The following is an 11,287-nucleotide window of genomic DNA, read 5'->3' as shown; positions in this document are numbered from 1 at the left end:
AAAAGTTACCCGGCGCAAGAGCCTGCGAAGCAGGCCGGCCGGAACGCCTTTGACTTGTCGAGGCCACCATAGCGGCAGGTGCCACCACCCCAACTAGCGCCCGCGAAGTGTCGAGACCCCAAATCGACCGGTATCGCCGACCTCACCCAAGCCCCCAATGCCCAACGTGCCGGAACGAAAGAACGAATGAACGAAGGAGCGAACGAACGCGCCCTCGCTACAAATTCCTCCCGTAGAACAACTCCTGCATCTCCTTGCGCAGGCGCTTTTCGATGCGGTTTCGCTCGCGCTTTTCGAGGTCGTCGGCGTTGATGCCGAACAGGTAGTTGTCCAGGTCGAAGTCCTTCAATCGCATCTTGGTGTGGAAGAGGTTTTCCTGGTAGACGTTGACGTCGATCATCTCGTAGGCCTTCTTCGTGTCGCGGCTGAAGTAATCCTGGATGGAGGTGATCTTGTGGTCGATGAAGTGCTTGCGGCCGCGCACGTCGCGGGTGAAGCCGCGGACCCGGTAATCGACGGTGACGATGTCGGATTCGAAGCTGTGAATCAGGTAGTTGAGCGCCTTCAGCGGCGAGATGACGCCGCAGGTCGCCACATCGATGTCGGCGCGGAAGGTGCAGATGCCGTCGTGGGGGTGGCTTTCCGGGTAGGTGTGGACCGTGATGTGACTCTTGTCGAGATGGCCGACCACCGACTCCGGCAGCGGACCGGGCGCCGCCGATGCCGCGTCCCCGGCGTTCTCGACCGGCTCCTCGGCGATCAGCATGGTCACGCTCGCCCCCTGCGGCTCGTAATCCTGTCGAGCGATATTGAGGATGTTGGCGCCGATGATGTGCGAGACGTCGGTCAGGATCTGCGTCAGCCGCTCGGCGTTGTAGGCCTCGTCGATGTAGGCGATGTAGTCCTTGCGCTGATCCGCGGATGTGGCGAAGCACAGATCGTAGATGTTGAAGCTGAGCGCCTTGGTCAGGTTATTGAAGCCGTGAAGCTTGATGCGACGTGAAACCATTGCGTGAAATCCCGTGCCGAGCGCCGGTAAAAGGGGGCAATTATCGACGATTCGCCGGGCTCGTTTCCACCCCGAAATCCGTTACACTTCCGTTCACGGCGCGGTCACGCGTTTGACGCACGTCACGGACAGGGGGCAGAATTGGTGACGAAGCGCCACATACGGGGGTCCACAGGCAGTTCGATTCCCGAGCGTGAACGCTGGAAAGGGAAGGCATCCATACAACACTACTACTAGAAGACGCGATGAGAGATTTCCAGTTCTATCCAATTGACCGGGAGGCGATGGACCGCTTCCTGGCGATTTGTCAGCGCCAGCACTATCCGGCCAAGACGACCATCATGCGCCCGGGCGATTCCGGCGACAGCCTGCTCTACATCATCGAAGGCTCGGTTTCGGTTTCCACCGAAGGCGACGACGGACGTGAGCTCATCCTCAGCTACCTCAACCCCGGTGACTTCATCGGTGAAATGGGCCTGTTCATGAAGCCCTCTCATCGGGAATCGCTGGTGCGAACGCGCAGCAAGTGCGAAGTGGCCGAGGTGTCTTACGACAGGCTGCGCCAGGCGCTCGACAACGAGTTGCGCGAGCACGCCATCGACATCCTGACCGCCATCGGTTCCAAGCTGGCCCAGCGCCTGCTCTACACCCGACGCAAGGTCTTCCACCTGGCCTTCCTCGACACGCAGGGCCGGATCGCCAAGACCCTGATCGACCTGTGCAGCGAGCCGGACGCGATCTCACATCCGGAGGGCACCCAGATCAAGATCACTCGTCAGGAACTGAGCCGCATCGTCGGCTGCTCTCGCGAGATGGCCGGACGCGTGATGAAGAACCTCGAGGAAGAAGGGATGATCCGTGCCTCGGGCAAGACGGTGGTCGTCCTGGGCACCTACAAGGGCGCCCCGGGCTGATCGGCTTTGAATCGGTGCGGCGGGTTTCGCTCGGTTGACGGAACCCGCGGCTACTGGACGAACCAAACCACCGCGGCGATCACGGCAGCGGCCACGGCGGCCACGGCCGCCCACGGCAGCCAACTCGAGGAGCTTCCCGACTCGGATTGCCCCTGGTCGGGATCATAGAAGCGAAACTCCACCCGTCCGAAACGGATGCGGTCGCCGTTGGCGAGCGCCGAGCTCGACACCTTGCGATCATTGACGAAGGTGCCGTTGGTCGACAGGAGATTGACCACCCGCCAGCCCGCGGAATCGCGCACCAGCCGGGCATGCTCGGACGAAACACTCGAATCCTCCAGGCGCAGGTCGCAACTGTCGCCGCGCCCGACGATCAGCCGGGTTGCGCTCAGCGCGAACGACTGCCCGCTCACACCGCCACTCAACCCGGTGAGCTCGGCGCGCGAGGCCGAAGTCGGTTCCCCGGCGGCCTCTTCGATGAGCTGGCTGACTTCGTCACGGCTGAATACCTGCGTGCCCTGTGGGCCATGGTCCTTGCGACCCGAACGACCGCTTTCGCTGCTCATCTTTGATCCCTCCGATTTGTTCTCATTCTAGCCGGAGCGGCGCCCGAAGGGCCACTTCCAGCGTGAACGCTGCGGCGCCGCCGATTCAGGCGCCGCCACTACCACGGCCGAGACGTTGTCGTGAGCCCCGGACGCCAACGCCCCTTGCAGGAGCGTGTCGACCAGGCCCTGTGCATCGAATGCCTCGGCCGAGCGCAGGATGCGCTCGATCTCGACGTCCCCGAGTTCGCCCGAAAGCCCGTCGGAGCACAGCAGAATCATGTCGCCGGGCCGCCATTCATTCTCGACCTGGTCGATACGCGGTGCTTCATCGCCCGCCAGCCCAAGACAATCGGTCAAGACGTGGCGCTGCGGATGGCGAGTGGCTTCGTCCGGGGTCAGCGCCCCGGACGCCACGAGCACGCCGGCAACGTTGTGATCCCGGGTCAGCAACTCGAGGCGCTTGTTTTCGGGGCAGAAACGATAGGCCCGGCTGTCGCCGACCCAGCAGACCTCGTAGCGATCATCGCGTTCGGCAAGCGCAACGATGGTCGTGCCCATGTCGTTGTATTCGGGACGCTCGCGCTGCTCGGCCCGGATGGCGTGGTGAGCGGCCATCACGGCCTCGGCGAGGCTCTCGCCCCGGCCGGCTCGCTCGCGCACGGTGTCGCGGGCGATCGCGCTTGCGCGCGCTCCCCCTGCGTGTCCTCCCATTCCGTCGGCCACGAGCCACAGGCCCAGTTCGTCGTCGGCCAGCACCGCGTCCTGGTTTTCCCTCCGGACGCGACCAACATCGCTGACCGATGCCGAACGCCTGTTCCCCGACCCTTGCGTGACGCTATTCATGTTCGCTCTATCGCGTAGAATCGCGGTGGTTTCCGTCCCGCCTGCGGGCCGGCCCCAACCGTGTTTTCGGCCAGAATAGCCGATTTTATTCGGTACAGCGAATCCACCCTCATCGGCACATCGTAATGAATCAGGTCTCGAGCGTCCAAGATGCGCAATGGCGCGTACTCAAGTTCGGCGGCAGTTCCGTGGCGCAAGCCGATAACTGGCCGCGAATCGCCGAGCAGGTCGAGCAGGCTCGTTCGGAAGGATTCAGGGTGGCGGTCGTGGTCTCGGCCCTGCGCGGCATCACCGATCTCCTGCAGGCGCACATCGATTCCGGGGCGGATGCCGATGCCGACTCACTCTTCAAGGAGGTGCAGCAACGCCACCAGGCGATGCTGTCCGCCTGCGACCTGCCCGGCCAGGCGCTGGACGAGCCGCTGGCGGCGCTGCGTCAATTCCTCGAGGACGAATTCGACGTCGGGTCGCCGGCCCACCAGGCGCGCCTGCTCGCCGCCGGCGAGATGCTGTCGAGCCGGCTGGCCGTGGCCCGTCTCGCGCAAGACGGCGTGACCGCCGCCTGGCTGGACAGCCGCCGGGTGCTGGTCAGCGACGAGCGCGAAGCCCGCAGCCGGCGGGCGCGCTACCTTTCGGCGCGCTGCCTGCCCCACCCCGACCCGGAACTCGCCGCCGGACTGGCGCGGGAATCCGGCGTATGGGTGATGCCCGGTTTCGTGGCGGCCAGCCCGGCCGGCGAGACGGTCCTGCTGGGACGCGGCGGTTCGGATACATCGGCCACCGCGCTCGCCGCCGTGCTCGGCGCCAGGCGCGTGGACATCTTCTCCGACGTCCCCGGCCTGTTTTCGGCCGATCCGAGGCGCGTGCCCGGTGCACGCCTGCTCAGGCAGGTCGGCTTCCGCGAAGCCCAGGAACTGGCCGCGATGGGCGCCAAGGCCCTGCATCCGGCCGCCCTGATCCCGGCCCACGAGCAACACATCGAGATCCGGATGCGCCAGACCGACCGGCCGGATATCGAGGGCACGCGCATCACGCCGGCGGCGCAGGAACACGGCGCCCAGGTCAAGGCCATCGTCCAGCGCAAGCCGATCACGCTGGTCTCGCTCGAGGACATCGGTATGTGGCAGCAGGTCGGCTTCCTCGCCGCCGTGTTCGACGTCTTCCGGGAGCTCGGCCTGTCGGTCGACCAGGTTTCGACCTCCGAGTCCAACGTCACGCTGACCCTGGATCCCGGGGCCAACGTGGCCGACCAGGCCGTCCTCGACGAGCTGGCGCGGGCGCTCGGCCGCCTGTGCCGAGTCGAAATCCTGACCGACTGCGCCACCGTCAGCCTGGTGGGACTGGGCATCCGGACGATCCTCCACCGCCTCGGGCCGGCGCTGGAAGTCTTCGAGCAGCGCCGCATCTTCCAGGTCAGCCAGGCGGCCAACGATCTCAACCTGACCTTCGTGGTCGAGTCGCGGCACGCCGACCGCCTGGTGCAGCAGCTTCACCAGCAGGTCATACCGGGCGGCGTCGGCGGCGACTCGGTGTTCGGTCCCACCTTCGAGCAATTGTTCCGGGACGAAGCCGCCCCCGTGCACGTCACGCCGTGGTGGCGCGAGCGCCGTGCCGAACTGCTCGATCGCATGAAAGGACGCGACAGCGCCTACGTCTACGACCTGCCGACGGTGCGCGAGGCCTGCCGCAAGCTTTGCGGTCTCAGCTCGGTCGACCGGGTGCTCTATTCCATGAAGGCGAACTCGCACCCGGAAATACTGCGAACGGCCGTGGCCGGCGGGCTCGGCATCGAGTGCGTGTCGCTGGCCGAGGCCGAGCACGCCCTCGAGCAGGTTCCCGGGCTGAAGCCCTCCGACATGCTGTTCACGCCCAACTTCGCGCCGCGCGAGGAATACCGGCGGGCCGTGGAAATGGGCCTGCCGCTGACGGTCGACAACCTGCACGTCCTCGAGAAGTGGGGCCGTGAGCTCGCCGGCCAGGCGGTCTTTCTCCGCCTCGACCCCGGCTCGGGCCTGGGCCACCACAAGCTCGTTCGAACCGCCGGCAGCCACTCGAAGTTCGGTATTCCCCTGGCCGAACTGGACCGGGCGCTGACCCTGTGCCGCGCACACGACATTCGCATTCGCGGCCTGCACGCCCACACCGGCTCGGGCATCATGCACCCCGACAACTGGCACCGCAGCCTCGAGACCCTCGGCGAGGCGGCACGCCGGATCGACACCGTCGAGATCATCAATCTCGGCGGCGGCCTGGGCGTGCCCGACCGGGCCGACGAGCTGCCGCTCGACATGACGGCAATGGACGGCGGCCTGGCCGAGTTGAAGCGACAGCTGCCGCGCTCCGTGCAGGTCTGGATCGAGCCGGGGCGCTACGTCGTCTCGCCGGCCGGCGCCCTCCTGGCGCGCGTGACACAGACCAAGGGCAAGGGCGACGTCCGCTACGTGGGCGTGGCCACCGGCATGAACTCCCTGATCCGGCCGGCCCTCTACGGCGCCTGGCACGAGATCGTGAACCTGAGCAGGATCGACGAACCCGGCGATCACGTCTACAACGTCGTGGGCCCGATCTGCGAGACCGGCGATATCCTGGGCCTCGACCGGCTGCTGCCGCAATCGAGCGAGGGCGACATCCTGCTCATCGCCAACACCGGCGCCTACGGCGCGGCGATGGCTTCGCGCTACAACCTGCGCGAGCCGGCCGGGGAACTCGTGCTCAACTGATCGGGCGCCGGCTCACCGACCACCAGCAGGGGCATCTGCCAGTGGGAAAGCAGGCGCGCGGCGATGGGGGAGTCGAGCCAGGCGCCCCCGCGACCGACCAGCAGCTCCACCGCCCTTTCCTCGGCCAGCACCCGCAGCATCTCGCCGGTTGCCAGCGACCGCAGCACGCGCGAGCGCCAGGCGGGTGGGCGGCGCCCCATCGCGGCGGCCAGGCGCTCGGGGTCGACATCGGCGGAAGCGGGCAGCAGCAAGGTCAGCTCCCGCCCAGCCCTGCGCGCCCGCTCGGCCGCCAGACCAAGCAATGGCTGCGCGGCGGCGGGGTCCTCGACGAGGACCGCAATCCGGCCGCGCTCCCGAACCGGCCGCGCCGAACAGATTTGCACACTGCCCATGGCCCGACGCGCCAGCACCAGTGGCGCGGTGCCGAGCCGGCGTCCCAGCCGCGACGACCAGCCCACCCGACCGAGCATCAGCACATCACCCGGCTCGGACAGGGCCAGCACCTCCTCGACCAGGCGACCGCGCGCGACCACCAGGCGCCAGCTGATCCCGTCGCTGCCGGCGACGCGCTCGACGACACGCCGGATGCCGACCGGCAGGCGCTCGCGCCGTCGACTCAACAATGCTTCATCGACCGGCCGGATCGCCCCGGAGGCGGCGCCGACCTCGCTGGCGAAGGAAAAGGCCGCGCTTCTGAGGCGATCGGTTTCCTCCACGGTCACGGCGAGCAGGGGCACGTCGTGGCGCCGGGCCAGCTCGGCCGCCGCCTCGAGCGCGCGCAGCGCGTCCGGGGACGCGTCGAGCAGTACGACGACGCGCGTCGGCGTCATGCCACCGAACTGGCCGTTGTCAGGCGTCTTCCTCATCGCTTTCCCGACTGGCGCCCTTGTCTCGCGAGCGGCGAGCGATCCGGGCGAAGTACTGCAGACGCTCGGCGACGCTGCGATTGAAACTGCCTTCGGGATAGTCCCCTGCCGCGTCGAGCTCGCCGGCGATCGTGCCGGTCAGCAACTCGATGGCGTCATCGACCGACTCGACCGGGTAGATCCGGAAACTGCCATCGGCCACGGCATCGCGTACCGCCGGCTTGACCATCAGGTGCTCGACGTTGGCTGCCGGCAGGATCACGCCGTGACCGTCGAGTTCACCGGCCTGTCGGCACACGTCGAAAAAGCCCTCCACCTTTTCGCTGATGCCACCGACGGCCTGCACCCTGCCGTGCTGGTTGACCGAGCCGGTCACGGCCAGCGACTGCTTCAGGGGCAGCCCGGCGATGGCCGACAGCAGTACGCAGGTCTCGGCCAGGGATGCCGAATCGCCGTCGACACCGCCGTAGGACTGCTCGAAGACCACGCTGCCTGAAAGGGACAACTCGCTTTCGGGCGCATAGCGGCTGGCGATGAAACGCGACAGGATGAGCACCCCCTTGCTGTGGATCGGCCCACCCAGCTCGACCTCGCGCTCGATATCCACGACTCGCCCGTTTCCCGGGCGGGCGGTCGCGGTGATTCGCGACGGGCGGCCAAAGCGAAAATCCCCGAGCTGGATCACCGACAGGCCGTTGATCTGCGCCACCGCCTCGCCGCTGGTCGAGACCATGACCGTGCCGCGGTCGATCTGTTCGAGGCTGGCCTTGCGCAAGCGTCCGGCGCGCTCGCTGCGCTCGTCGATGGCCCGCTGAACGTGCTCTTCCGTGACCACGCCCGAATTCGCTTCACCGGCCCAGTACCCGGCCTCGGTAAGCACGTCGCGCAGAACGCGGTCGTCGGCGGTGAGCTTGCGCTGGTCGTCGGCCAGCCGACTGGCGTGCTCGATCATCCGTGCGACCCCGGATCGATCCAGCGGCGGCGTTTCCGTCCGCTTGGCAAGGGAAGCGAGCATGCGCGCATACAGCGTGTGGTTCTCTTCGTTGCGGTCGATGTCGTCCTCGAAGTCGGCCTCGACCTTGAACAGCTCCAGGAAGTCCGGATCGTAGTGCGCCAGCAAGTAGTAGAGCAGCCGCTCGCCGACCAGCACGACCTTGACGGAGACGGGTATGTTGCCGGGCTGCAGGCTGGTGGTACTGACCAGGCCGTAGAGACGTTCGAGCGACTCGATGCGGACATCGCCGGAGAAAAGCACGCGCTTGAGGCTTTCCCAGGCCATGGGATGCGACAGGACGCGGCGGGCATCGAGGATCAGGTAGCCGCCGTTGGCGCGGTGCAGCGCACCGGGCCGGATCATCGAGACGTCCGTGTACAGCGCCCCGTTGCGGATCTGGTGTTCGATCCAGCCGACCAGGTGATGGTGGGTCGGGAGATCCTCGTATATGACCGGGGCGCCTTCGGCCTCGGCGTTGTCGACGAGCAGGTTGACCCTGAAACGCTCTAGCAACTCCTCGGGCGGCCCGCTGCCGCGCCGGCCGCGCAGCGCCTCGGCATTCTCGACCACGTGCTCGCGCGCGGCATCGAGATAGCTGGTGACATCGGGCTCGTGCGACCAGTGGTCCTTGAGCTCCCGGATGGGTCCGCCGAGCGCAAAAAGGATCATCTCTTCGTTGAGCTCGCGAACGCGGTTGCGGAGCTCCTTGCGAAGCGCCGGAATGCGCTGGATTTCCTGCTGCAGCTTCTTCTGCAGCTCGGCCACCTTGTCCTCGATCTTCTTGCGCTCGTCGTCGGGCAGCTTCTCGTATTCGTCGGGCTCGAGCACCTCGCCGTCGCGCATCGGCGCCAGGGTGAACCCCCCGGGCGTCGAGATCAGGGCGATATCGGATTCGCTGGCTTCTTCACCGATCTCGCTCAGCCCCTTCTGCTGCCGCTGCTCGAATTCGTCCTGGATGTCCTGCATCCGACTCTGGTATTCCTCGCTTTCGAATACCGCGGCGACGCCGGTGCGCAGCTCTTCGACGAAACCGTCCATGTCGCGGCGCAGGCGCCGTCCGTCGCCGGCGCTGAGGCTGATGGCGCGAGGCGAATCGGGTTCGGAGAAGTTGTAGACGTAACAGAGATCCGGCGGCGTGTGCTCGTCGGCGGCCCGCTTCTCCAGGAAGCGCCGCACCAGGGCATGCCGGTCGACGCCCCGGGGCCCCAGCACGAACAGGTTGAAGCCGTGATTTCGGATACCGGTGCCGAAGCGCATTGCCTGCAGCACGCGCTCCTGCCCGACGGGATCGCCGAGCGGCTCCAGGCTGTCCGTGGTCTCGAAATCCAGGCTCTCTTCCGGGCAGCGCCGGTAGACCTGGTCCACGCCGAGCGGCTTGATGCCAACCATGCTCTCTCCCCGTGTCTGATTACTCGGGAGTACTTTAACGCCGCCGGGGCGCCCGCGGACAACCCACTGCCGCGACCAGGGTTGGGCCAGGGCAATGTCGTGCAAGAATAACTGTATTGATTTACAGTATGGCCATGCAAGTCGCCTCAAGACAGAAGGGCCGCGGCGCCACGAAGAATCCTGAATCCCGGTTCAGCGCCCTGCAAACCGCAACCTTCGACGACGGCTGGGCCAGTGAGCTCGAGGAATTGCCGGCCCTGCGAACCACCGTCGAAGCCGAGCGCGGCCGCTCGATCATCTCGCGCAACCGCTCTCCGGACATCCCGTTCGAGCAGTCGATCAATCCATACCGGGGTTGCGAGCACGGCTGCGTCTACTGCTTCGCGCGGCCTTCCCACAGCTACCTGGACCTCTCGCCCGGCCTGGACTTCGAGACCCGGCTGTTCCAGAAGGAGAACGCCGTGGAACTGCTCGAGGAGGAGCTGCGCCAGCCCGGCTACCGCTGCCGCCCGATCGTGCTGGGCATCAACACCGACGCCTACCAGCCTGTCGAACGCGAGTTCCGCCTGACGCGGCGACTGCTCGAGCTGCTCGCCGAGTACCGCCACCCCGTCAGTCTGCTGACCAAGGGCGTAACGATCCTGCGGGACCTCGACATCCTGGCCGATCTGGCCCGCGACAACCTGGTATCGGTGTCGGTGAGCATCACCACGCTGGACAACGACCTCAAGCGCACGCTGGAACCGCGCACAGCCTCGCCGGCCGCGCGGCTGCGCATCCTCTCGGAATTGCGGGGTATCGGCATCCGGCCGGGCGTGATGGTCGCGCCGGTGATTCCCGCCATCAACGATCACGAAATCGAGGCCATCCTGCGCGCATCGGCCGAGGCCGGCGCGACACGGGCAGGCTATGTCGTGCTGCGCCTGCCCCACGAACTCAAGGACCTCTTCCGCGACTGGCTGGCCACCCACTACCCCGACCGCGCCGAGCATGTCATGAGCCTGGTGCGGCAACTCTACGGTGGACGGGACTACGACCCCAGCTGGGGCCGCCGGCAGACCGGTTCCGGCCACCTGGCGCAATTGATCGCCGGCCGCTTCCGGGTGGCGCGCAAACGCCATGGGCTCGATCGCGACGACACACCGCCGCTCGATACCGGCAAATTCACGCGCCCGGCGCGCACGGGGGACCAGGGAAGCCTGTTCTGAACCCAGGCACCATACGGAGACCCCAACGACTCAAGGGCATTCCGCGGTCGGCCCGATTGGACTTACCAATCGATCGGCCTGCGACTACGGAAGAAACCGCCGGTCGGGCCGTCATCGGGCAGCGTCGCCAGCCAGATCGGCGTATCGGCGCCCTCCTCGACCGATCGCGGCGCCGAATCGCCGCCCATGTCGGTTCGCACCCAGCCCGGACAGGCCGAGTTGACCTTGACGGCATCGCCCAGCGCCTGGGCGGCCTTGACGGTCAGGGCGTTGAGTCCGGCCTTGCTCACCGCGTAGGCAAAAGGTCCCTCGAGGTTTTCCGCGAAAGCGCCCCAGCCGGAGGTCATGTTGACGATCCGGCCCCAGCCGCGCTCGCGCATCGGGACACCGAGGGACTGAATGAGCTCGAAAGCGGCGATCACGTGAACCTGCAGCGCGTGGACGAAGTCGGCCAGCTGGAGATCGTCGAGATCGTCGGTAACCAGGACCCCGGCATTGTTGACCAGGATGTCGATCGGCCCGTAGGCATCGGCCAGTTGTGTGGCCGCCTCGCCGGCGATGCCGGGCTCGCTGAGGTCCAGCGCCACGCCGGTCACGGCACCGCCAATTTCGCCGACCGCCGCCTGCGCCTTGTCGACGCTACGCGCGGCGGCCAGGACATGGATATCGCGCTGGGCCAGACCGCGCGCAATGGCCAGCCCGATGCCTCGGTTGGCCCCGGTCACCAGTGCGGTTCGTCTCTGTCGTGCCATGCATGCTCCGAACGGTTGGTCGGGTTCTGGATGGCGAGCTGCCT

At 66.8% G+C, this 11,287-nt stretch carries 9 protein-coding genes; 3 read left to right on the top strand and 6 right to left on the bottom strand.

Annotation, left to right across the window (positions count from 1 at the left end):
- Positions 1-217 precede the first annotated feature (217 nt).
- A complete protein-coding gene (speD, locus tag DZC52_RS04865) occupies positions 218-1,009 on the bottom strand; it encodes an adenosylmethionine decarboxylase (RefSeq protein ID WP_116650001.1) in 792 nt (263 codons plus the stop codon).
- Between the two features lie 245 nt (positions 1,010-1,254).
- On the opposite strand from speD, the gene crp reads away from it, so the two are divergent.
- A complete protein-coding gene (gene crp / locus DZC52_RS04860; RefSeq protein WP_220338272.1) occupies positions 1,255-1,923 on the top strand; it encodes a cAMP-activated global transcriptional regulator CRP in 669 nt (222 codons plus the stop codon).
- 50 nt (positions 1,924-1,973) lie between these two features.
- Here the strand turns inward: crp and DZC52_RS04855 are convergent, their stop codons facing one another.
- Positions 1,974-2,489 (bottom strand): FHA domain-containing protein, encoded by a 516-nt coding sequence (locus DZC52_RS04855; RefSeq protein WP_116649999.1) that lies wholly within the window; start codon positions 2,487-2,489, stop codon positions 1,974-1,976.
- Between the two features lie 27 nt (positions 2,490-2,516).
- On the bottom strand, positions 2,517-3,314 hold the full coding sequence (locus DZC52_RS04850) for a PP2C family protein-serine/threonine phosphatase (RefSeq protein ID WP_116649998.1): 798 nt from the start codon (positions 3,312-3,314) through the stop codon (positions 2,517-2,519).
- A gap of 125 nt (positions 3,315-3,439) precedes the next feature.
- Here DZC52_RS04850 and DZC52_RS04845 point away from each other — a divergent pair, with 125 nt between their 5' ends.
- Positions 3,440-6,034 carry a bifunctional aspartate kinase/diaminopimelate decarboxylase gene (locus DZC52_RS04845; RefSeq protein ID WP_116649997.1) on the top strand — a complete coding sequence of 865 codons (2,595 nt, stop codon included), beginning with the start codon at positions 3,440-3,442 and terminating at the stop codon, positions 6,032-6,034.
- Here DZC52_RS04845 and DZC52_RS04840 read toward each other — a convergent pair.
- Together DZC52_RS04840 and DZC52_RS04835 are read right to left on the bottom strand one after the other, a co-directional pair.
- A complete protein-coding gene (locus tag DZC52_RS04840; protein ID WP_116649996.1) occupies positions 5,992-6,900 on the bottom strand; it encodes a universal stress protein in 909 nt (302 codons plus the stop codon). The genes DZC52_RS04845 and DZC52_RS04840 overlap by 43 nt on opposite strands.
- Positions 6,884-9,283, bottom strand: coding sequence for a Lon protease family protein (locus DZC52_RS04835; protein WP_116649995.1), 2,400 nt, complete (start codon positions 9,281-9,283; stop codon positions 6,884-6,886). Before DZC52_RS04835 ends, DZC52_RS04840 begins: the two co-directional genes overlap by 17 nt.
- A 134-nt stretch (positions 9,284-9,417) precedes the next feature.
- Here DZC52_RS04835 and DZC52_RS04830 point away from each other — a divergent pair, with 134 nt between their 5' ends.
- Positions 9,418-10,491 (top strand): PA0069 family radical SAM protein, encoded by a 1,074-nt coding sequence (locus tag DZC52_RS04830; protein WP_116650005.1) that lies wholly within the window; start codon positions 9,418-9,420, stop codon positions 10,489-10,491.
- A 62-nt stretch (positions 10,492-10,553) separates the two neighbouring features.
- On the opposite strand, the gene DZC52_RS04825 is transcribed toward DZC52_RS04830, so the two are convergent.
- Positions 10,554-11,243 (bottom strand): SDR family NAD(P)-dependent oxidoreductase, encoded by a 690-nt coding sequence (locus DZC52_RS04825; protein WP_116649994.1) that lies wholly within the window; start codon positions 11,241-11,243, stop codon positions 10,554-10,556.
- Positions 11,244-11,287: the final 44 nt, after the last annotated feature.

The sequence above is a fragment of the Wenzhouxiangella sediminis genome, assembly GCF_003410055.1.
Classification (GTDB): Bacteria; Pseudomonadota; Gammaproteobacteria; order Xanthomonadales; family Wenzhouxiangellaceae; genus Wenzhouxiangella; species Wenzhouxiangella sediminis.
This window is presented reverse-complemented; position numbering and strand designations above follow the sequence as displayed.

Coding starts and splice junctions, on each gene's coding strand:
- speD (WP_116650001.1), bottom strand. CDS start 1,009: ATGGTTTCACGTCGCATCAAGCTTCACGGCTTCAATAACCTGACCAAG.
- crp (WP_220338272.1), top strand. CDS start 1,255: ATGAGAGATTTCCAGTTCTATCCAATTGACCGGGAGGCGATGGACCGC.
- DZC52_RS04855 (WP_116649999.1), bottom strand. CDS start 2,489: ATGAGCAGCGAAAGCGGTCGTTCGGGTCGCAAGGACCATGGCCCACAG.
- DZC52_RS04850 (WP_116649998.1), bottom strand. CDS start 3,314: ATGAATAGCGTCACGCAAGGGTCGGGGAACAGGCGTTCGGCATCGGTC.
- DZC52_RS04845 (WP_116649997.1), top strand. CDS start 3,440: ATGAATCAGGTCTCGAGCGTCCAAGATGCGCAATGGCGCGTACTCAAG.
- DZC52_RS04840 (WP_116649996.1), bottom strand. CDS start 6,900: ATGAGGAAGACGCCTGACAACGGCCAGTTCGGTGGCATGACGCCGACG.
- DZC52_RS04835 (WP_116649995.1), bottom strand. CDS start 9,283: ATGGTTGGCATCAAGCCGCTCGGCGTGGACCAGGTCTACCGGCGCTGC.
- DZC52_RS04830 (WP_116650005.1), top strand. CDS start 9,418: ATGCAAGTCGCCTCAAGACAGAAGGGCCGCGGCGCCACGAAGAATCCT.
- DZC52_RS04825 (WP_116649994.1), bottom strand. CDS start 11,243: ATGGCACGACAGAGACGAACCGCACTGGTGACCGGGGCCAACCGAGGC.